Genomic DNA, 21,570 nt, shown 5'->3' with positions numbered 1-21,570 from the left:
AGCGGGTAGTTCGTCTGGTACGGTCGGCGTGCGGTGCGGCGGTCGTCGTTCGACGGGCCGTCGGCGGACGCGACGGCGTCCGGCGGGTCGCCGGCTCAGAACACCCCCGGGAACAGCACGTAACTGAACAGGAGTGCCAGGAGGCCCGTCGCCGTCCCGTAGTAGACCAGCGGGATGAGTTCGAGGCGGATGACCCGCCCCTCCTCGCCGACGAGGCCGACGACCGCGAGGGCGGCCACGACGTTGTGGACGGCGATGAGGTTGCCGATGGCGCCGCCGACGGCCTGCGCCCCGAGCATTATCGTTCGCGGCGTGCCGATCTGTTCGGCGACGCCGTACTGGAACGTGCCGAACAGGATGTCAGACACCGTGTTCGACCCCGCGAGGAACGCGCCGAACGCGCCGACGTAGGCCGCGAAGAACGGATAGACCCCGCCCGCGACGTTCGCCATCCCCTCCGAGAGGACGATGAGCATGCTGTCGGTGCCCGTCGCGGCCCCCGACTGGAGCATTATCTGCACCGTCGCGACGGCGAACAGCAACGCGACGACGGCCGGCGCGACTTTCTCTATCGTCTCCGTCCACGCCGCCTTGATGTCGGCGCCGTCCATGCCGTGGAGCGGAATCGTCAGCAGGTGGACGGCGACGAACACCGCGCCCGGCAGGTACAGCAGGGCGAAGTCGTTCGTGAGTCCCGTCCCGAGGATGCTGTCCCCGGTGAAGGGGAGCCCCGACCAGGTGATGGTGAACACGTCCATCGTGACGAACGCGTTCACGGGGTCGAAGGCGCGCGTCACGACGAGCAACGCCGCGACGAGCACGTACGGCGTCCACGCCTTCCACAGCGGCATCGACGCGGTGGGGACGCTCGACTGCACCGCCCCGCCGTCGGCGGCGATGGCCCCGTCGTCGGACGTGGTCTCGCCGGGTTCGATGTCGCCGACCCAGTGGTCCGGCCACGCCGCCTCCGGGCCGAAGTCCCACTCCTCGTCGGGGTGGAAGAAGCCCGCCTGTAGCGCGCCGACCACCACGACCAGCCCGACCATCGCCCCGAGGAGGCCGGGGAACTCGGGTCCGAGGAACCAGGCGGTCAGGAAGTACGGCACCGAGAACGCGGCCCACGCGAACAGCGTGAGCGGCAGGACTTCGAGAGCGGGCTTGATGGACCGCTCCTCGCCGAAGAACCGCGTCATCATCGCCACGCCGATGAACGGCAGGCCGATGCCGACGATGACGTGGTACCCCGCGGCCCACACCGCGATGTCCGCCACCCACGCGGCGATGCTGGCGTAGGGACCGTTGGCGACGACGTCGGCGGTGATGGTGTCGACGCTCTCGAAGATGTCTATCATCCCGATGATGAGCGGCGTCCCGACGGCGCCGAACGTGATGGCCATCAGGTTGCCCGTCAGGGCGATGACCACTGCTGCGAGGGGCGGGAAGCCCAGGCCGACGAGCAGCGGACCGACGATGGCCGCGGGCGTCCCGAAGCCGGCCGCGCCCTCGATGAACGACCCCATCAGGAAGACGAGCAGGACCACCTGCACCCGGCGGTCCTCGCTCACCGAGGCGAAGCCGGCGTTGATGGCGTCGAACGCGCCCGTCTGCTTGAGCGTGTACAGGAGGAGTATCGCCCCGAAGACGATGTAGAGGATGTTCGCCGCGGTGATGAAGCCGTTTATCGTCGCGGCGGCGATCCAGGTCCCGTTCATGCCCCACCCGACGACGCCCGCGGCGATGGCGACCAGCCACGCCACCGGCATGGCCCGCGTCGCAGGCCAGTAGAAGCCGACCATGAGGACGGCTATCGTCAGAAGCGGGAGCAACGAGACGAGGATCTCCATCGTGCTAGCCATGGGTTACCCCCTCTCGCGTCTCGCCGAGCGATTCGATTCCAGATTCGTGCCTGATGCGGTGCATCGTGGCATATCGAACCCAGTTATTGTGATATATATCTATCGTTAATTACGAAAACTGCCCTACCGGTGACGCGGCCAGTTCACTCGTGTGTAGGTGGTTTCACGGTCGGTTAAAGACCGTACTGAGCGTCAAAATGGCGGACTCGGTGGCTCTCGGGCGGCCTCGCCTCCGGCGGCCGCGGACCGACGCGCCGTCCTCTACATTCGTGTATCGTGGCTGTCCACACGTGTGTCGTGGCGATGCCCACGTGTGCAAAGGCTTATTCTGTCGTGTGTAGAGGTCGACTCATGGACGAGGAGGCTCGCGCGCGCCCCCGGAACGAGCACGGTCAGTACGTGGACCGCATTCCGCTGGACCGCGTGCTCGCCGTCTTCGAAGCGCGCGAGGACCGCGCGCGACCGCTCACCGCCTCGGACGTGATGGAGGCGCTGGACTGTTCGCGTCGGACGGCGCACAACAAACTGAACGAACTCGAAGCGTGCGGTGACCTCGCCACCCGGAAGGTCGGGGCGCGGTCCCGCGTCTGGTGGGTTCCGATGACGGGGGCGGCGTCGGAGTCGTCGACGACGGCGTCCGAGACGGCCGAGGAGGACGCCGTAGCGGTGTCGGAGGACCCCGATTCGGTCCCCGACCGTCGCCCCGCCGTCTCGAACGCCATCGCGGACGCAAACCTGCCGGGGAGTGGACCGATGCTCGACGCCCGCCGCGAGGCGTTGTCCGCGGCGTACGAGTACCTCGCCGACCACCCGGAGGCGAAGAAGGCCGACTTCCTACGCGACGTCTACCACGACTACCCCGCGGGGTTCGAGTCGGCGGAGGGGTGGTGGAACGCCATCCAACCCGCGCTGAAGCAACTGCCCGGAGTCGACCCGCCGGAGGAACGGGGGCACATCTGGCACTTCCTCGGGGGCTGACCGACGCCCGACTCCCTCGGCCCGCGTGCTACCTGCTATCAGCGACCCACCGAATTTATCACAGACCCGGCGAGACTCACTCCCGTCACAGCGATGTCCTCCGATTCCTCCGACGACGAGAACCGCCCGCCTTCACCGGCGGACGGGTCGTCAGCGCCCGGTGCAGGCGACGACGGCGGGGGCGAGGGGCGGGAGCGACCGTCGGACCACCCGGCCCGCGGCGACGAGGTGTACGCCTCGGAGGTGGAGGGCAGGCAGTACCGGGGGACGTGGTTCCTCCCGTTGCGCTACGAGGAGTTGAAGCGGGCGGGCGAGACGGACGACTACCCCGACAGGGGCGACGGCGGCGCGTTCCGCCTGACGGACCTGCCGCGCGTCCCCCGCGTCGGCCACATCGTCGGCCCCTCGGCCATCATGCTCGGCGCGTCTCTCGGGAGCGGTGAGACGCTGTTTTGGCCCGTCCTGACCTCTCAGTACGGCTGGACGCTGTTCTGGGCGTTCGTCGTCGGCGTCCTCACCCAGTTCGTCATCAACACCGAACTCCAGCGGTGGACGCTCGCCACCGGCGAGAGCGTCTTTCGCGCCTTCGCGCGCATCGCAGACCACTGGCCGTGGCTGTTCCTCGTCGGCGGACTCGTCAGCCTCGGGTGGCCGGGGTGGGCCGCGAGTGCGGCGCGCGTCGGGACGGCGGCGCTCGGACTGACCGGGTCCGTCACGCTCCTCGGCGCGTCCATCGCGGCGTGGAAACTCATCGCCGTCGGACTGATGGTCGTCATCTGGCTCTCGTATCAGGTGTCGTCGGTGATGTACAACGCCGTCGAGGTGTTCCAGATAGGCCTGCTGTTCGTCTCCATCGTCGCCGCCGTCCTCCTCGTCGCCGTCTCGGGGTCGTGGGTCGAACTCGCGGACCTGCCGGCGGCGGCGTCGGCCGTCGGGAGCCTCCCGCCGGAGATGGAGATAGCCGTCTTCCTCGGCGGACTGGCGTTCGCCGGCGCGGGCGGCTACCTCAACCTCTCGCAGAGCCTCTGGGCGCGCGAGAAGGGGTACGGCATGGGGAACTACCAGGGGCGCGTGAAGAACCCGTTCCGCGGCGACGACCCCGAACCCATCGAACGCGACGGCTTCACCTTCCGGCCGACGACGACGAACCTCAAGCGCTGGCGCGGATGGTGGCGCGTCGTCCAACTCGAACACCTGCTCACCTTCGTCTTCGGCCTGTTCCTGGTCGCGCCGGCGCTGATGAGCGTCGCAATCCGCTACGCCCCCGGCACCACCGCCGACGCCCTCCAGATGTGGCTGGGCGACGTGGTCCCCCTCCTCGGCCCCGCCGGGCGGATACTCGTCTTCCTCGTCCTGTTCGTCGCCCTCTTCACCACCGAGTACGCCATCGTCGAGTCGTTCGTCCGGAACAGCGTCGACGCCATCTACGAGGTGTACGGCCGTGAGGCCGGCTGGGACCTGGAGACGCTGTTCTGGCGCGTCCTGACCGGTTTCTGCCTCTGGGGCATCGCCATCATCCTCCTGTTCACGTCGCCGTTCGAGGGGCGCGAACCGTTCTTCTTCCTCGTCGTCGGCGCGGCGATGTCGGGCGTGATGATGTGGCCCTACACGGCGCTGGTCCTCGTGATGAACACGACGCGCCTCCCCGAACACCTCCAGCCCGGATGGGGGCGGGTGGGGGCGATGTGGTGGGCGTCGGGGTTCTACGGCTACTTCAGCGTCCTCCTCGTCGGCGAGACGCTGGTCGAGTTCGGGCTGGGGTCGTTCCAGACGGTGCCCCTCGTCGTCGGCAGCGGTGCCGGCGGCTACGTCCTCTGGGCCGTCTACTTCGTCGTCCAGTCGTACGCCGTCGCCCGGTCGGCGGGCGCGAAACGCCGCGCGGCCGGCACCGTCGACGACGCCGAGTTGGCGGCGGGCTGGTTCCCCTGACCCCGGGGGGACGGGTCGCCGCCTCGACCGCCACACGGTGCCGCCGGACCGACCTCACTCCTGCGGAGAACGTCTTCCTGAGGAACGTGTTGTCTGACGCTCGTCAGCCGTCTTCTCGGCCGCTGGACGGTCTGCGGGCCCGCGGCTACGAACAATTAAGGCGGATGCCTTCAAGAGACTGCACATGGACGGGACTCCCGAAGAGTTGACGACGCTCGTCGGGCGCGAGGTCTACTCGAACAACGGTGTGTTCGTGGGGGAGGTCGACGACATTCGCCTCGACCTCGACCGGCAGTCGGTCACCGGACTCGCGCTCGGACGACTCAACGACGAACTGTTTCGCAATCGAATCGAACCGGGGAAAGGCGTCCTCATCCCCTACCGCTGGGTCCGCGCCGTCGGCGACGTCATCCTCATCAACGACGTGATCGAACGCCTGAAGCAACCCGACGAAGAAGAAGAGTCGTCGCTCGTCGCCTGAGGTTCGCCGACGCGCATCGTCTCGCCGATTCCGCGTTCGCTTCCCGATTTCAGCCGCCGTTTCCGCTCTCCGTGCTCTCGACGCCCATCGCCTCGAACAGTTTTCGGCGCACGGCTTCCTCGGTGAGTTGCAGGAGGGTGTCGCGGTTGTCGTCGGACGTCTCGATGCCGGTGAAGATGCCGAGCGGAATCTCCACGTCGCCCTGCGTCGAGTGGCCGCCCGCCTCGCCGATGCCCTCGAACGCGTCCTGCAGGACGTTGCCGATGTTCATGCGGATGTCCTTCGACCGAGCCGAGAGGTAGATGTTGTTGTCGACGATGCCGAACACGGCCGTCGTCGTCACGCCTTCGAGGTTGAGGAGGTGCTGGGCCGCCTGTCCGAGGGCGTCCCTGTCGCGGATGAATCCGGCGTTCGAGACGAGGTGGCTCCCCTGCACGTCGCGGTTCTGGATGGCCTCGGCGAGGACGTCCAGCGTCTCCGGCGACATCGACGGCGACTCCACCTGTTCGAGGGTGTCGTGGTCGGCGAACGGGTAGAGGTACGCCGCGGCGGTCAGGTCCGCCGGCGTCGTCTCGCGCTTGAAGTCCAGCGTCTCCGCGCGGATGCCGTACAGCAACGCCGTCGCGACGGCTTCGCTGGGACTGATGTTGAACTCCTGGATGTACTTCGTGAGGATGGTCGACGTCGAGGAGACGTTCGGCCGCACGTCGATGAACATCGGGTCGATACCCTCGTCCGGTTCGAAGTGGTCGATGAAGATGTCCACCTCGGTGCCGATGTCGGGTTCCCCCGACTTCATGTGGTCTACGAGGGCCACCGCGCCGTACTCCGAGAGGTCGGGCGCTTCGGACAGGGGCGTGAGGTCGATACCGAGGAGGTTCACGAACGCGCGGTTCTCCTGGTGACCCATCTCGCCGTCGTAGAGGATGTCGGACGCCACGTCGTACTCGGCGGCGATGGCCTGCAGGGCGGCCGCACTCGCGATGGAGTCGGGGTCCGGGTTGTCGTGCGTCAGGATGGCCAGCTTCCCTTCCGTCGACTCCAGGAGGTCGGCCAGTTGGCGCGCCTTGTACTCCAACTCGCCGGACTCCAGCGAGCGAAGCGCGGAGTCGGCGATGACCTCCGAGGGGTTGATGACCACGTCCGCGCCGAGTTCGGCGAGTTCGTCCTCGGAGACGGGGTCGGAGGCGCGCACGACCACGAACTGGTCGGTGTTGCGGTCGCGGATGGCCGAGACGGCCGCCTTGTTCGCCTCGACGTCCGAGGCGAGGATGAGGACCACGTCCCGATCGGCGACGGCCTCGGCGACTTCGGGGTCCGAGATGTCCGTCGTCTGCGCGTTCAGGTCCTGGTCGCGGAGGGCTTCGACCCGGCTCTCGTCTTTGTCGAGGATGAGGACGTCTTTCCCCTCCTCTGTGAGTTCCTCGGCCACCGCGTGGCCCACGCTCCCGCAACCGAGAATCGCGTAGGTGGACATCGAGGATATCGTGACCCCAGCGCTCATATCGTCCTCACGTCTGGTCGGACGACACTTAACAGCACTCGTTTCCGAGAGTCCGCCGAACCGACTCGTCGCGGCCCCACCGCCGCGGACGCGCGGACCCGACTCTCCTTCACCGGGACGGCGTCCCGCGGAGTCGACTCCCGTGTGCCGGTCTGTCACCAACGCGCTTAAACGAAAGGTCTTTACTTACCCCGCGGAAACGAGAAATCGTACGGGCCGGTAGCTCAGTTAGGGAGAGCGTCTGACTCTTAATCAGACGGTCGGGGGTTCAACTCCCTCCCGGCCCGCTTCCTGCGGACCGAAACGACACGTACCGTGCGAGCCGTGCCGCTCGCCACCACACCGGGTTTCCGGTGAAACCGTGCGCGTGAGGCTATCAGTTCGGAGAATACTCCATCTCTACCTACGAGGGGCGTTCCTCATCGGTCGGCGAACGCCGCGCGGCCGTTCAGTTACACTCTGTTGCGCGTGTTTATCAGTCTCGAGAGAATATCTCGACCGATGCCCACGGACCGAACCGGAATCGTGCTCTCGCTCCTCGTCCTCGGGACGGCCGCCGTCTTCGGCGTCCGACTCGGCGTGGGAGAGCGACTCGTCGCCGGCGCGACGACGCTGACGGCCGGCCCCTTGACGGTTCCCTCACATCTCGGCGCGTTCCTTGGCCTCGCCGTACTCTTTGTCGGAACGGTGGCCGCGGTGCGTCGGGTCGTCGCGCCCTGAGGTGTCGGTTATCGACTGCGGGGTCCGCCCGACGAGTCCGGTGACGCGCCAGGCGTTCCCCCGCGTGCCGAGCGACTCCATCCGCACGGGGAGGCTCGCACCGGCCGGGAGTTTCGCCATCGTCCCTTCGACGTTCCCGTCCGCGAACTCGACCAGTTGGCGTACCTCGTTCGACCCCTCGACGCGGACCGTCATCGCCCCGTGGTCGTTCATCGGCCACTCGATGTGAACCGTCGTCGTCTCGGTCTGGGTTGGGTTGGTGGCGGGGGGACGCATGAGTGTTATCACCCACTACTCCATCTTAAACTCTCGTTTGCAGAAAAAGAATTTATTATCAGCTTCTGCAACCATTTCGAACTAGTGAAGAACTATCTCGTCCCGAGAATCGGCCGCCCGCCCGCTCACTCGTCGAGGAGTTCGTCCAGGAGCGTCTCCAACTCGTAGTTCTGGAGGACGCGTGCGCTGTCCCGAAGCGAGGAGACGACGAACGTCGAGTTCGTCCGCTCCACCTCGTCTATCGTCTCGAAGTCCGTGATGAGTCGTTCGACCATCTCCCGCCCCGAGAGGTGGGCGACGACGACGAAGTCCGTCTCGCCCATCGTGAAGTACGCCTGCGTGACGCCCTCCACGTCGAGAATCTTCTCCTCGAAGTTCTGGTGGGGTCCGCTGTAGTCGGTGAGCAACTCCACGATGACGGTGACGCCGAGTCCGACCTTCTCCAGGTCGATGTCGTACAGGTCGTTCTTGATGACGCCCGCCTCGCGGAGGTTGTTCAACCGATAGTGGATGGTCGAGACGGGGATTCCCGTCTCCTCGTGCAGTCGTTCGGGGCTGCCCGTCTCGAGGTCGGATATGGCCTTCAGAAGGCGGATGTCTCGTTCGTCCATGGCCGCGGTGTCTGTGCATCCACGTCGCGGCGGTTGTAAGTTCCGCTCGCGACATGTTACAGCGTATCTTCAACCGATTCGCATCTATACTGGTCTATCGTGCACAAAACGGAATCTATATTGAATCAAAATCGAAGTTACGAGAATCTATTGTAGTCAAATTTAAGAAGGGCCATCTCTGATGACGACTACGACCATGTCGCTCCGAATTCGCTCCGATACGTCCAACTGGAACGCCCTCCTGTTCCTCGCGCTCGCCGCGTTCTGGGGAACGTCGTTCGTCGCCATCGAGGCCGGACTCGAACACTTCCCGCCCGTCCTGTTCGCGGGCATCCGCTACGCCATCGCCGGCGTCCTCATCCTCGGGTACGCCGTCGTCACCACCGACCGCTGGTACCCCAGAGACAGACCCGAGTGGCTGAGCGTCGGCGTCGTCGGCGTGTTCATCATCGCCGCCTACCACGCGCTGTTGTACCTCGGCGAGATGCACGTCTCCGGCGCCGTCGCCGCCGTCGTCGTCAGTCTCGCCCCGGTGCTGACCGCCGTCGCCGCCGCCTCGATTCTCGGCCAGTCGCTCGACAACGTCGCCGCCGGCGGCTTCCTCCTGGGCGTCGTCGGCGTCGTCGTCGTCGCCGACCCGAACCCCGCGAACCTCCTCTCGACGAACCTCCTCGGCATCGTCCTCGTCCTCCTCAGCGCGGCGAGTTTCGCCGTCGGGGCCGTCCTCACGGAACCGCTCCGGACGACGCTTCCCGCCGAGTCGATGCAGGCGTGGGCGATGCTCGTCGGCGCTGCCGTCCTCTTCGCGGGGTCGCTCGCCCGCGGCGAGTCCCCCGCCGCCATCGAGTGGACGACGACGGCCGTCGTCTCGCTCACCTACCTGACGCTCGTCTCCGGCGTCGTCGGCTTCCTCATCTACTTCGCCCTGCACGAACGCGTCGGCGCGACGGAGATAAACCTCGTCGGCTACCTCGAACCCGTCGTCGCCGCCGTCGCCGGGTGGGCGCTCCTCGGCCACCTCGTGAGCACGACGACGCTCGTCGGCTTCCTCGCCATCTTCGCCGGGTTCGCCCTCGTCAAGCGCGACACGATTCGCGCCCGCGTCCTCGGCGAGACGTCCGCGCCGGCGACGGGCCACGGCTACGACGCCGACTGAGACGTTCGCGGCACTCCGTTCGCGCGCAGCGCCCTTCGAACCGAAACCGCTTTTCGTCGCTCCTCCGCAGTACCGCCGTGAACCGGGACAGGCTCCAGTTCTACGCGCTCTACCTCACGCGCTTCGCCGGCGGCTTCGGCTTCATCACGCTCGTGACGCTCCTCCCCGACTACATCGAGACGCTCGACCCCACGGGCGTCTCGGTGTTCGGGCTCTTCACGCTCGGTGCCGGGTTCGTCATCGGGATGTACACCACGGGCTTCACGCTCGCGCAGACAGTCGCCGTCGTCCCCCTCGCGTGGGCCGGCGACCGGTTCGACAAGGGGAAGATTCTCGTCGCCGTCCTCGCCCTCGGCACGCTCTCGTACGCGCTGTTTCCGCTGGTCGACTCCAGCCTCGCCTTCGTCGGCGCGCGCGCCCTCCAGGGCGTCGCCGTCACCGGCGCGGGCCTGATGTCGCTGGCGCTGGTCGGCGAACTGTCCGACGTGGGGACGCGAGCGAACAACATCGGCAAGGCGAACGCGGCCCGGTTCGCCGCCTCCATCCTCGGCAGTCTCTCGGCGGGTGCGCTGTACGACGCCGCCGGCTTCACGCCCGTCTTCGCCGTCATCGTCGTCCTCATGACCGTCGCCACCGTCACGCTGTGGGTCCTCCTCGAACCGGACCACACGCGCATCGCCGGCTTCCCGTTCTCGGACCTCGCGCTGAACCGCCGCATCCTCACCATCGCCAGTTTCCGCACCCAGTACGCCGTCGCCGTGACGCTGGTCCGCACGTGGGTGCCCATCTACGCGGGCCTCTCCGCTGCCGGCGGCGGTCTGGCCTACACGAGTCTGGCCGTCTCGCTCACCGTCGTCGCCGAGAAGTTCACCAACATGCTGTTCCAACCGAAGACGGGCGGACTCTCCGACGAGTACGGCCGCGCGCTGTTCGTCTTCGTCGGCGGCGGCGCGTACGGGCTCGTCGCCCTCGCGGTGCCGTTCTCGCCCGCCATCGGGGCCGCATTCGGCCTCCCCGAGACGTACCCCGTCCTCGGCCCGCTCTCGGCCGCGTTCCTCCCGCTCGTCGGCCTCTCGGGACTGCTCGGCGTCGCCGACAGTTTCCGCGAACCGGCGAGCATGGCGCTGTTCGCGGACGAGGGCACCGACGACGGCGGCGTCGCCTCCTCGTTCGGCATCCGCGAACTCCTCTGGCGGCCGGGGAGCGTCGTCGCGCCCCTCCTCGGCGGGTGGCTGATGACCGAGGTGGGGATGTCGTGGGTGTTCTACGTCGGCGGCGCGTCGGCCATCACGGGCGTGTTCTCCTTCCTCGCCATCCTCACGTACGACTTCGGTCCGAGCGCACTCACCGAGTGGTGAGTCCGCGCCGCGGCGACCGGACCGGCGTCCCGTCTCTGAGTATCACCGGGGATAACCGACCGGTCGATATTTATCACGCGCGTCTCCTCGTTTCGGTCGATGTTCCGCGAGGACGCACCACCCGAGGAAGCCTACGAGCGAGTCCGGAAGACGCTCCGTTCGCTCCCCGAGGGAGTGGTGTCGCTCTCCCAAGTTGCCGAAGAGTTCGAACACGCCTACGGCGGCCTGTTTCCAGACCTCAACATCCCCCGCGCCATCCAGGACCTCATCGTCCTCGGCGAGGTGGAACTGTGTCGCGAGACGGAGTCCGGCGCGCGCGTCTGGTTACGACACCGCTGGGGCGACCTGGACCCCGACGACAGGGTCGACGACCCCGTCGTCGTCACCGGGACGACGTGGCAGTGCTACGTCGCGCCCGACTTCCGGCGGCGCCGCGCCGAACGCCTGTTCACCACCCGGAGCGCCGCGTTCGACCACCTCGAACGCGCGGCCGGCCTCACTCCCGAGGACCTCGAACCGGTCTGGTTCCTAGAGGACGTGTGGGCGGCGGGACTCCCGTCCGGCGGCACCGCCGTCGTCCGGCGCGAACCGATATACGAACGCGAGTCCTCCCACGGCGCGCACTACGAGGATACGAGCGACTTCGGCCTCTGACCGTTCTGCCGTCGACGCTCCCCGCCGACCCCTCGACCGTTCGGTTCCGCGACCGGTCGCGAACGTGACTATAGAGTGATGGGTTCTCGCTCCGTACGGGGACCATGGACAGACTCGACACACCGCGCGTCCACCGACTCCTCGCGTCGCCCGTCGGCGGCCTGTTCGAGACGGCACCGTTCGAGACGCTCTCGCTCCGCCGTCTCCCGGGACAGTTCGCCGTCCGTCGCGCCCGCGCCGCGGCGGACGTGTCGCTCGGCGCCGGACCGGCGGCCTTCCTCCGCGAGGCCGACGCCCCGCCCGCCCCGCACCTGCACGACCGAGTCGAGGCGGCACTCGCCGAGTTCGCCGAGATTCGCGAGCGCCACGAGGACGTCGCGGAGCGCTGGGAGGCAGCGTTCTGGGGTGACGACGACTCGACGCCGGACGAACGCGTCGCTCTCGAACGCGAACGCCGCCGCGCCGACGCCGCCCACGCCCGGCCGGGCGACGCGTTCGGCTTCCTCGTCGACGACCACCTCGTCCCGTCCGTCGCGTTCGACGTACCGCCCCCGGACGACGCCCGCGAACGCTGGGCGCACGAACTCGCGGAACCCGAACGGCTGTACGGGTTCGCCGACTCCACGGTGACGGAGTCGCTCCCGCGCGTCTCCCGGTCGAAGACCGTGTTCGGTCCGGGCACGGTGGAGTACCGCCTCCGGTTCGCGACGCCGTCGCTCCACGTCGGCGACACCGCCGAGGCGCGGGTGTACGAACCCGAGGACGCCGTCGACGAACTCTCGACGGTGGTCTTCTTCTCCGGCCTCGGTTCGCTCGGCGACAGACTGGGCTACTGGCCCGAGGAGGAGGCCGTCGGCCGCCGCCTCGCCCGGCGGGGCTACCGGGTCGTCCTCCCGGACGCGCCGTGGCACGGCCGCCGCGAACCCCTCGGGTCGTACGCGGGCGAACCCTACCTCGCCCGCGGGCCGGTCGGTCACTTCGAACTCTACGGCGCCGCGGCGCAGGAGGCGGGCGTGCTGGTCGAGTGGGCGCGGAGCGAGGGTGCGCCCGCCGTCGCCGTCGGCGGACTGAGCCTCGGCGGCATCGTCGCCCTCCACGTCGCCGGGCGGTGCGGTCACTGGCCCGAGTCGATGCGCCCGGACCTCGCGGCCCCCGTCGCCGCCGCGGGGTCGGTCACGCAACTCCTCACGGGGTCGCGTCTCGTCTCGTTGCTCGGCGAGGACGACGCCCTCACGGCCGCCGGGTGGACTGGCGACGACCTGAACGAGTTCGCGCCGCTGTTGAACCCGCCCGCGAAGCCGTCTCTGTCGCCCGAACGCATCCTCGCCTGCTACGGCGCGCGCGACGACGTCGCCCCCGCGGCGTCGTTCGAGAGCCTCCTCCGCCGGTGGGACGTACCCCGCCGGAACCTCGTCAGGTGGGACCGCGGCCACGTCGGGACGGCCGCGCGTCTGGCCCGCGACGACGAGTTCCAGCGACTGCTGACCGCGGAACTGGACCGCCTCGCCGCGGCCAACCGGCGGGCCGAACGGGCGGCGGCGGACGACGGCGACGAGGACGCCGACGCGGCGGAGACGACGACGTAGGTGCGACATCGACACGAGAGCGGACCTGACGTCGAAGTGAGGTTGGCCGAAAAGCGAAACGGCCGGCCCTGTCGAAGTGGCTGGTGGGTGATGGGTTTCCCAAGCCGTGCTGCGTGCAGGGCGCACGTCTCGAAGCTCGTGCGGCCGACTGTTCCGGCGGCCACAGCCACGGAAGTGGGAAAAATGTACGAGACGGACTCTGCACGCTCTAGCTATCTAGAGTCCTCTTTCGAGAGTCCGCTTCAGTAGTAAGCGTCTATCGTCATCGGATACCCCCTCCTTGATCCATCTGTGATGAAGGCACTCACCCACATCACGGCTGGACGCACTGCTATCAGAGCACTCCTCGTCGCGGTCGTTTTGACTGCCGGGGTCGCCGGCACCGTCGGAACAACAGCGGCCGAACCCATGGACGGGAAGGGCGACGATCCGTTCCCTCCGTCGCTGTACTCACTCGATGGCAAGGGAAATGACCCGCTCCCCTCAGCGCCGTACTCGTTGGACGGGAAGGGCAACGACGTGTACCCCCCGCCGGCTCAGCACTCACTCGGCTGGATAGGAGGCGATACCGTGGTCTCAGCGTTCCCCATCAACAACGTCACCGTCTTCACCGCAACGTACGTGGGCAGAGGCGGCGGTTCCGGCAAACCCAGTTTTTAATCGACACGACCCGGCGTCTAAGATACGCCCGTCGTGCCCCGAGATATGGACTCTCCCTGAGCGCTCCGTTTCCGACTGCCGTGTTCCTCGCACCCGAGCGTACACGCCTACACAGCGCCGAACGCCCCCGACCTCAGTCCGCGAGGAAGTCGGGTTCGAGGCGCTTCTCCTCGTACTCGGCGGCGACGTGGTCGCGGAACTGCTCGATGTCGACGCCCTTCTCCTCGCGTTCCTGTCGGTCGCGGACCGAGACGGTGCCGGACTCCGCCTCGTTCTCGCCGACGACGAGCATGTACGGCACGTTGTCCTCCTGCGCCTCCCGAATCTTCCGGCCGAGCGTCCACGACCGGTCCTCGACGGAGACGCGGAAGTCCCCGAGTTCGTTCTTCACGCGGTGGGCGTAGCCGAGTTGGTCGTCGGAGATGGGCAGGATGCGAACCTGTTCGGGCGCCAACCAGAGCGGGAACTTGCCGTCGAAGTGCTCGATGAGGACCATGAAGAACCGCTCGTAACTGCCGTAGAGGGCGCGGTGAATCATCACCGGGCGGTGTTCCTCGTTGTCCTCGCCCGTGTACGTCAGGTCGAACCGCTCGGGCATGTTGAAGTCCACCTGCACCGTCGGACCGTCCCACTTCCGCCCGAGGGCGTCCTCGAACGCGAAGTCTATCTTCGGCCCGTAGAACGCGCCGTCGCCCGGTTCGAGGTCGTAGTCGATGTTCTGATTGTCGAGGACCGACCGGAGCTGCGTCTCCGACTGCTCCCATATCTCGTCGCTCCCGACGGACTTCTCGGGGCGCGTCGCGAGGGCGACGTGCGCCTCCAAGCCGAACGTCTCCAGCACCTCGTAGATGGAGTCCATCACCTGTCGAATCTCCTGCTCTATCTGCTCGGGGCGGCAGAACAGGTGGCCGTCGTCGATGGTGAACGACCAGACGCGCGAGAGGCCGGACAGTTCGCCGCGCTGTTCCTTCCGGTACACCTTCCCGTCCTCGTAGTAGCGGACCGGCAGGTCACGGTACGACCACGAGTGCTGGTCGAAGATGGTCGCGTGGCCCGGGCAGTTCATCGGTTTTAGTCCATATTCCTCGTCGTTCACGTCGAGGAGGAACATGTCGTCCACGTAGTTGTCGTAGTGCCCGGACTGCTTCCACAGTTCCGTGCGGAACAGGTGCGGCGTCTCGACGGGTTCGTAGTCGGCGTCGAGGTTCAGCGACTCCGCGAAGCCGGACAGTTCCGAGAGGATGCGCTTGCCGTTCGGGTGATAGAGGGGGAGTCCCGGCCCCGTCACCTCGGGGATGGAGAACAGGTCCATCTCCTGTCCGAGTTTGCGGTGGTCGCGTTCCTCGGCCTCCGCGCGCAGTTCCATGTACTCCGTCAGGTCCTTCTCGGACTCGAACGCCGTGCCGTAGACGCGCGTCAGCGTCTCGTTGTCCTCGTCGCCGCGCCAGTACGCCGAGGAGATGTTGAGCAGTTTCACCGCGCCGACGTCGCCCGTCGACTCGACGTGCGGTCCCTTGCAGAGGTCGGAGAACTCCCCCTGCACGTAGAAGGAGAGTTCCTCCTCGTCGGCGGCCTCCTCGTTCAGGATGTCGAGTTTGTACGGGTTGTCCTCGTACTGTTCGAGGACCTCCTCGCGCGAGCGGAGTTCTCGCTCCACCGGGAGGTCCTCCTCGATAATCGCCTCCATCTCCGCCTCTATCTCCGCCAGGTCGTCGGCGTCGAGGTCGACGTTCGTCACGTCGTAGTAGAACCCCTCGTCCGTCGGCGGGCCGATGGCGAGTTTCGCTTCCGGATACAGACGCTGGAGTGCCTGGGCGAAGACGTGTGCGGCGGTGTGGCGGAGGACGCGGAGGTACTCGTCGCTCTGGTCCGTGACGATGACCACCTGCGCGCCGTCGTGGACCGGAGCGGCCTTGTCCACGAGTTCGCCGTCCACGACGCCCGCGACGGTGTCCGAACCGAGTCCCGGTCCGATTTCGTAGGCGACGTCCTCGACCGTCGCACCCTCCTCGACGGACAACTCCGACCCGTCGGGGAGCGTCACAACGATTTCACTCATGTGCGTTCGGAATCGGAGCGCACGAATAAGTGTTTTTGAAGGGCGCTACGGGGCCACACGGCTCGGTGACCGGTCTCCCGTCCTCCCCGCGGGAATCGGCGGGTTCGACCGAACGTCGGCTTTCCCCCACTGTCTCTCCGACCGGAGACACACGGCTCCGGCGAAAACATTTTTCAAGACTCGAAGTTCTGGAATAATCGTGACGGACTTCGACTCACTCTCACGGCGCGAGACGCTCATCGGCGCCGGCACGGCCCTCGGTGCGACGGGGAGTCTCGACACCCTCGGTCGGGTTTTCGACGCCGACGGCGACGACTTCGAGCAACCCGACGGCGAGGGGACGCTCGCGGCCTGTTCGTTCAACGTCAGGTACGACAACCCGGAGGACGACTACCCGTGGACGTCGCGTCTCCCTCGCGTCGCGGAGGCGGTCGACCGGGTCGACCCCGAACTGCTCGGCGTCCAGGAGGCTCAACCCAACCAGTTCACCGACCTGCGTGAGACGATATCCGACTACGACTGGTATGGCATCGGCCGCGAGGGCGGCGACGAGAGCGAGGCGGTACCCGTCGCCTGGTCGCCGGACCGCTTCGACGTGCGGGAGCGGGGAGTCTTCTGGCTCTCGCCGACTCCCGACACCCCGAGCGTCGGGTGGGGCGCGGAGAACCCCCGCATCTCGACGTGGGTCGGACTGACCGACGTCGAGACGGGCGCGGACTTCTGGTTCTGTAACACCCACTTCTCTCACGTCGACGCGGAGGCTCGCCGCCGGTCGGCCGAAATCGTCCGGGAACGCGCGTCCCGTCGCGCGGAGGACGGCGAGATGGTCGTCGTCACGGGCGACCTCAACTCCGTCCCGACGGCCCCGCCGTACCACGTCCTCACGGGTCGGACGGGCGCCGGGCCGAGTCCAGTCGTCGACGGGCGTCGGGAAGCCGGGACGGCCTCGGTGTACGGTCCGTGGGGTACCTACCACGGCTTCACCGACGAACTGGAGGACAGGATCGACTACGTCTTCACCCCCGCGGAGGCGGACGTCCTCCAGTACCGCACGCTCGGGATTCGAGAGGGGGCGTACCGCTCTGACCACCTGCCGGTCGTCACTCACTTCGAACCGTAACGGCCGTTCGGCGACGCGGTCACGGGCGGTGTGCCACACGCTTATCTTTCCGGCGGCGGTGGAGACAGTCATGAGATTCGACCGACAGTCAGGCGTCTTCGCGCACGTCACGTCGCTCCCCGGGCCGCACGGTATCGGTGACCTCGGCGACGGCGCCCGCGACTTCGTCGATTGGCTCGCGTCCGCGGACCAGTCGCTCTGGCAGTTCTGTCCCCTCGGCCCCACGGCGTCGATTCACGGCCACTCGCCGTACCAGTCGTACTCGGCGTTCGCGGGCAACCCCTTGCTCGTCGACCTCGACGCCCTCCGCGAGGACGGCTACCTCACCGACGAGGACCTCGAACCGGTGCCCGACTTCTCGCCGCACGCCGTCGAGTACGACCGCGTGGCCGAGTACAAGCGCGGGCGACTCCGCACCGCCCACGAGCGATTCCAGTCCGAGGCCGACGCGGCCGAACGCGAGTCGTTCGAGGCGTTCCGCGAACGCGAGTCGTCGTGGCTCGACGGCTACGCCCTGTTCATGGCGCTTCGCACCCGCTACGACGGCGCGTGGATCGAGTGGCCGCAGGAGATTCGGACGCACGACCCCGACACCCTCAAGCGACACCGCGAGGAACTCGCCGACGAGATAGCCTACCGCGAGTTCGTCCAGTTCGTCTTCGACCGGCAGTGGCGCGACCTGAAGGCGTACGCCAACGACCGCGGCGTCGAACTCGTCGGCGACCTGCCCATCTACGTCGCCCTCGACAGCGCCGACGTGTGGGCCACCCCCGAGGCGTTCGACCTGACCGAGGAGAACGAACCCGCCGCCGTCGCGGGCGTCCCGCCGAACCCCAACGACGACGGGCAACGCTGGGGGAACCCCCTGTACGACTGGGACTACCTGCGCGAGAACGACTACGACTGGTGGATGGACCGACTGGACCGCCTGTTCGAACTCGTCGACGTCACCCGCATCGACCACTTCAAAGGGTTCGACGAGTACTGGGCCATCCCCGCGAACGCCCACTCCCCCGCGGCGGGCGAGTGGCGCGACGCCCCCGGCGCGGACTTCTTCGAGGCCGTCGAGGAACGCTTCGGCGACCTGCCGTTCGTCGTCGAGGACCTCGGGTTCCTCGACCAGTCGCTGGTGGACCTCCGCGACCGGTTCCAGTTCCCCGGCATGCGCGTCCCGCAGTACGCCAACTGGTGCCAGCAGGGAGACATGTACCAGCCGATGCACTACCCCGAGAACAGCGTCGGCTACACCTCGACGCACGACACGAACACGTTCGTCGGCTACTACGACGACCTGCCGGACCAACAGCGAGACTGCCTGCACTACAACATCGGCGCCGACGGCTCCGAGATTCACTGGTCCGTCATCGACGCCGTCTGGCGGTCGAACGCCGTCATCGCGTTCACCACGATGCAGGACGTGCTGGGTCTCGGCGCGGAGACGCGGTTCAACACCCCCGGGACCACCGACGGCAACTGGGGCTGGCGCGTGACGCGAGACGGGTTCGACGAGGGCGTCGCCGCGAGACTGGCGAGTCTGACCGACGAGCACATCCGGAACTGAGACCGACCGGCCCGCTCACGACCCGCGCACCAGGGCGACGTTGGCCGCGGCGTCGCGCACCACCCGTTCGGTGACCGTTCCGAACCGGATTCTGGGTCCGTCGGTCCGTCCCGAGAGGCCGACGCAGACCGTGTCGTACGGGGCTATCGCCTCGACGACCGCTCGGCCGACGTCGTCCGCGACGACGACCTGCACGTCGTACTGGTCGGGTTCCAACCCCGCCGCCTCGGCGGCGTCGACGACGACCGAACGCCCCCGTTTCTCGGCGTCGCCGTCGGACTCCCGCCGGGGGGGTTGGACGTTCAACAGCGTCGGGACGGTTCCGTCGACGGCCGCGAACTCGACCGCCTGGTGGGCGACGACCGGCGCGTTCGGCCCGGAAGCGACGAGGGCCACCGGCGTACCGACGGTCTCCCGTCTGAGGTTCACGACCGTCACGTCGCAGGACGCCTCCCTGGCCACGGAATCGACCGTCGCACCGAAGACGTGTCCGTCGCGGTCGAGCGTCCCGTCCCAGCCGAGGATGACCTCGTCGGCCGCCTCCGCCTCGACCACGTCGAGTATCGCCTCGCCGACGTCCGGGGCGACCACCGTCTTGGTCCGGAGGGAGACGTCCATCTCCGCGGCGATGTCGCGGGCGTTTTCCAGCAGGTCGCGCTGGTGTTCCGCGCGGTCGGCCTCGACGTTCTGGAGGGGCGAGGGGTGCGCGACCGGCGTGACGTTGACCGCGACGAGTTCGGGCGTGCCACGGTCCTCGTTGGCGTGCGCGCTGGCCGCCGCGAGGCGGAGGAGTCCGTGCTGGGTCGCCGGGTTCGCCACCGGGACCACCACGCGGAACGGTTCGGTCGGCTTCCCTCGAATCGCCTCGCGGAGGAGCCCCTCGCTCACGACGCGCCCACGGGCGTAGACCGCGTACCAGACGACGCCGAAGGCGACGATACTCGACCCGATGACGACGACGACCGTCGCCATCTGCGAGATGACGACGAGCGACAGCACCACGCCGAGGACCGGAACGACCGGATAGAGGGGCCGCGGAAGCGTGAACGACGGGTCGTAGTTGTCGGGGTCGGCCCGCCGGAAGACGACGAGCGAGACGTGGACCAGCGAGTAGGCGACGAGGAAGCTGAAGCTCGCCGCCTCCGCGAGGAGCGCGATTATGGTCTCCACTTCGAGGCCGACGAGGACGAGAAGCGCCGTCACGCCGCCGGTGGCCGCGATGGCTCGGTGAGGCGTGTAGAATCGGGGGTGGCTCACGTTGAACCAGTCGGTCACGACCCCGTCTCTGCCCATGGCGTAGATGACCCGCGAGGCGGCGAGTATCGAGGAGTTCGAACTCGATATCGCCGCGATGATGGCGGCGAAGACGATGGCGACCACCCCCGCCGGACCCAGGTAGACGACGGCGACGTCCGAGACCGGGATGGGCGAGTCGCCGAGCGACTCGAAGGGAATCACCCCGGTGCTGACGAGCATGACGAGGACGTAGAGGATGGTTACGAGCACCACCGACAGAATCATCGACAGCGGAATCGTCCGGCCGGGATTCTTGATTTCGCCCGCCACGGTCGCGATTATCTCGAAGCCGAGGAACGAGATGAAGACGATGCCGGTCGTGGCGACCACGCCGCCGGCGCCGAAGGGGGCGAACGGTTCGAGGTTCCCCGAGTCGATGAAGAACAGGCCGACGGCGACGAAGACGAGGATGATAGCCGTCTCGACCCCGATCGTGACGTTCTGGAACGCGCTCGACTCCTCGGTGCCGTAGTAGTTCATCCCGAGGAGGAGAGCCAGCCCCACGAGTCCGAGACCGACGATGAAGCTCCGCCCGTCGAGGAACGGAATCGGTTCGACGAGGTACTGCCCGAAGCCGATCATGTAGAACGCGCTGGCGAACATCAGCCCCGTCCACATGCCCCAGCCGACGACGGCCCCGAAGAGCCCGCCCAGCGCGCGGTTGACGTAGTGGTAGCTCCCGCCGGCGATGGGCATCCCGGTGGCCAACTCGGAGAGCGAGAGCGCCGCCAGTAACGCGACGAAGCCGGCGATGGCGTAGGATATCGAACTCGCGGGGCCGGCGGCTTCGGCGGCGATTCCGGGGAGGATGAATATCCCCGCACCGATCATCGTCCCCCCGCCGAGCGTCATCGCCTCCAGGAAGCCGAGCGTCCGTTCGAGTTCGCCTCCTTCGGCGCTCATGGCACCCCTCCCGTGCGCGTCGCTCGTGGGTTCACTCGACGTCCCTCACGATGAGCGCCGGGACGTCGAGCGCGTCGACCACCGCCGAGAGGACGTCCCCGATGATGCGGTCCCGGAGGGAGGGTTCGGTCTCCCCGAGGACGACGAGGTCGTACTCCCCGCCGAGTTCGACGATGTCCGCCGCCGGGTCGCCCCCCTCCGAGAGCCGCCAGTCGACCCGGTCGCGGTCGACTCCGTACTCGACCAGGCGGTCGACGGCGCCCACGAGGAGGAGTTCCCCGTGGCTCGGGTCGGCGTCCTCCGCGACCGAGTGAAACAGGGTGGCGGATTCCTCGCCCGCCAGCAACAGGTCGGCGACGACCGCGAGGACGCGGTCGAGGTTCACGTCCCCGCGAAGCGGGACGAGGATGCGGTCGACCACGGTCGTCCGGCCGGCCGTCAGCACCGCTTCGCAGTCGTACTCGTCTGCGATGCGGTCGATGGTGGCCTCCCGGTCGTGCGTGAACACCAACACCTCGGTGGGACCGCCGTGTTCGGCGGCGACCGCGTCCAGTCGGTCTGCGGCGTCCGACCCGTACTGGTCTCTGATCAGCGCGGGTTCGGCCTGGTCGGGGACCAGAAAGTACCCCAGCAGCACCACCTCGACGGCACCGAGATGGTCGAGGACGTCGAGTGGGGGCAGGTCGGCCTCCGAGACGTCGACCGGAATGAGAATCCGCAGGTCACCGAGACGAACCATAATCAACGATAGTTCAGTTCCGCCCGAGTTGAATCTTTCGCGGAGCGCGGCGGTTCGTCCCGTCTGACAGTGGTCGGACGACCACCTCCGTCGGCGCGTCCGCCGCGCCCTGCCCGGTCTTTC

Annotated in this window: 17 protein-coding genes and 1 tRNA gene; 11 read left to right on the top strand and 7 right to left on the bottom strand. The window is 67.7% G+C overall.

Annotated features, from left to right (window positions below; genetic code table 11):
* Positions 1–95 precede the first annotated feature (95 nt).
* Positions 96–1,856 (bottom strand): L-lactate permease, encoded by a 1,761-nt coding sequence (locus BM310_RS19085; protein WP_089810807.1) that lies wholly within the window; start codon positions 1,854–1,856, stop codon positions 96–98.
* Between the two features lie 351 nt (positions 1,857–2,207).
* Here BM310_RS19085 and BM310_RS19080 point away from each other — a divergent pair, with 351 nt between their 5' ends.
* The 3 genes from BM310_RS19080 (at position 2,208) to BM310_RS19070 (ending at position 5,244) form a co-directional block, all read left to right on the top strand.
* Entirely contained in the window at positions 2,208–2,834 is a 627-nt protein-coding gene (locus BM310_RS19080) for a helix-turn-helix domain-containing protein (protein ID WP_089810805.1), read from the top strand.
* Between the two features lie 93 nt (positions 2,835–2,927).
* Positions 2,928–4,763, top strand: coding sequence for an Nramp family divalent metal transporter (locus BM310_RS19075; RefSeq protein WP_177232709.1), 1,836 nt, complete (start codon positions 2,928–2,930; stop codon positions 4,761–4,763).
* A 184-nt stretch (positions 4,764–4,947) separates the two neighbouring features.
* On the top strand, positions 4,948–5,244 hold the full coding sequence (locus tag BM310_RS19070) for a PRC-barrel domain-containing protein (protein WP_089810803.1): 297 nt from the start codon (positions 4,948–4,950) through the stop codon (positions 5,242–5,244).
* A 49-nt stretch (positions 5,245–5,293) separates the two neighbouring features.
* Here BM310_RS19070 and BM310_RS19065 read toward each other — a convergent pair whose 3' ends face one another.
* Positions 5,294–6,748: a DHH family phosphoesterase gene (locus BM310_RS19065; RefSeq protein ID WP_089810801.1), complete on the bottom strand. Its 1,455-nt coding sequence runs from the start codon at positions 6,746–6,748 to the stop codon at positions 5,294–5,296.
* A gap of 213 nt (positions 6,749–6,961) precedes the next feature.
* On the opposite strand from BM310_RS19065, the gene BM310_RS19060 reads away from it, so the two are divergent.
* Positions 6,962–7,035: transfer RNA gene (locus BM310_RS19060), tRNA-Lys, on the top strand.
* Positions 7,036–7,387: 352 nt separating this feature from the next.
* Here the strand turns inward: BM310_RS19060 and BM310_RS19055 are convergent.
* Together BM310_RS19055 and BM310_RS19050 are read right to left on the bottom strand one after the other, a co-directional pair.
* A complete protein-coding gene (locus BM310_RS19055) occupies positions 7,388–7,744 on the bottom strand; it encodes a hypothetical protein (protein ID WP_089810799.1) in 357 nt (118 codons plus the stop codon).
* Between the two features lie 125 nt (positions 7,745–7,869).
* Positions 7,870–8,355 carry an Lrp/AsnC family transcriptional regulator gene (locus BM310_RS19050; protein ID WP_089810797.1) on the bottom strand — a complete coding sequence of 162 codons (486 nt, stop codon included), beginning with the start codon at positions 8,353–8,355 and terminating at the stop codon, positions 7,870–7,872.
* Between the two features lie 196 nt (positions 8,356–8,551).
* Here BM310_RS19050 and BM310_RS19045 point away from each other — a divergent pair, with 196 nt between their 5' ends.
* The 5 genes from BM310_RS19045 (at position 8,552) to BM310_RS19025 (ending at position 13,769) form a co-directional block, all read left to right on the top strand.
* Positions 8,552–9,511 (top strand): DMT family transporter, encoded by a 960-nt coding sequence (locus tag BM310_RS19045; protein ID WP_089810914.1) that lies wholly within the window; start codon positions 8,552–8,554, stop codon positions 9,509–9,511.
* A gap of 77 nt (positions 9,512–9,588) precedes the next feature.
* Entirely contained in the window at positions 9,589–10,869 is a 1,281-nt protein-coding gene (locus tag BM310_RS19040) for an MFS transporter (protein WP_089810795.1), read from the top strand.
* A 99-nt stretch (positions 10,870–10,968) separates the two neighbouring features.
* Positions 10,969–11,523, top strand: a complete 555-nt coding sequence (locus tag BM310_RS19035) for a hypothetical protein (protein WP_089810793.1) — start codon at positions 10,969–10,971, stop codon at positions 11,521–11,523.
* Between the two features lie 104 nt (positions 11,524–11,627).
* Entirely contained in the window at positions 11,628–13,109 is a 1,482-nt protein-coding gene (locus BM310_RS19030; RefSeq protein ID WP_089810790.1) for an alpha/beta fold hydrolase, read from the top strand.
* 291 nt (positions 13,110–13,400) lie between these two features.
* Entirely contained in the window at positions 13,401–13,769 is a 369-nt protein-coding gene (locus tag BM310_RS19025) for a hypothetical protein (RefSeq protein ID WP_143105193.1), read from the top strand.
* 133 nt (positions 13,770–13,902) lie between these two features.
* Here the strand turns inward: BM310_RS19025 and thrS are convergent, their stop codons facing one another.
* Positions 13,903–15,828: a threonine--tRNA ligase gene (gene thrS, locus BM310_RS19020; protein ID WP_089810785.1), complete on the bottom strand. Its 1,926-nt coding sequence runs from the start codon at positions 15,826–15,828 to the stop codon at positions 13,903–13,905.
* Positions 15,829–16,027: 199 nt separating this feature from the next.
* Between thrS and BM310_RS19015 the strand changes: the two genes are divergently transcribed.
* A complete protein-coding gene (locus BM310_RS19015; RefSeq protein ID WP_218156501.1) occupies positions 16,028–16,948 on the top strand; it encodes an endonuclease/exonuclease/phosphatase family protein in 921 nt (306 codons plus the stop codon).
* Positions 16,949–16,976: 28 nt separating this feature from the next.
* Positions 16,977–18,509, top strand: coding sequence for a 4-alpha-glucanotransferase (gene malQ / locus BM310_RS19010; RefSeq protein ID WP_281246526.1), 1,533 nt, complete (start codon positions 16,977–16,979; stop codon positions 18,507–18,509).
* 15 nt (positions 18,510–18,524) lie between these two features.
* Here malQ and BM310_RS19005 read toward each other — a convergent pair whose 3' ends face one another.
* Together BM310_RS19005 and BM310_RS19000 are read right to left on the bottom strand one after the other, a co-directional pair.
* The gene (locus tag BM310_RS19005; protein ID WP_089810779.1) at positions 18,525–20,708 is read right to left on the bottom strand and encodes an amino acid permease; all 2,184 of its coding nucleotides are present in this window, start codon (positions 20,706–20,708) and stop codon (positions 18,525–18,527) included.
* A 31-nt stretch (positions 20,709–20,739) separates the two neighbouring features.
* Positions 20,740–21,447, bottom strand: coding sequence for a universal stress protein (locus tag BM310_RS19000; protein ID WP_089810777.1), 708 nt, complete (start codon positions 21,445–21,447; stop codon positions 20,740–20,742).
* Positions 21,448–21,570 lie beyond the last annotated feature (123 nt).

It is taken from the genome of Halogeometricum rufum, from assembly GCF_900112175.1.
GTDB lineage: Archaea > Halobacteriota > Halobacteria > Halobacteriales > Haloferacaceae > Halogeometricum > Halogeometricum rufum.
Note: the sequence above shows the minus strand (reverse complement) of the source record. Positions and strands in the feature narration are given on the sequence as shown.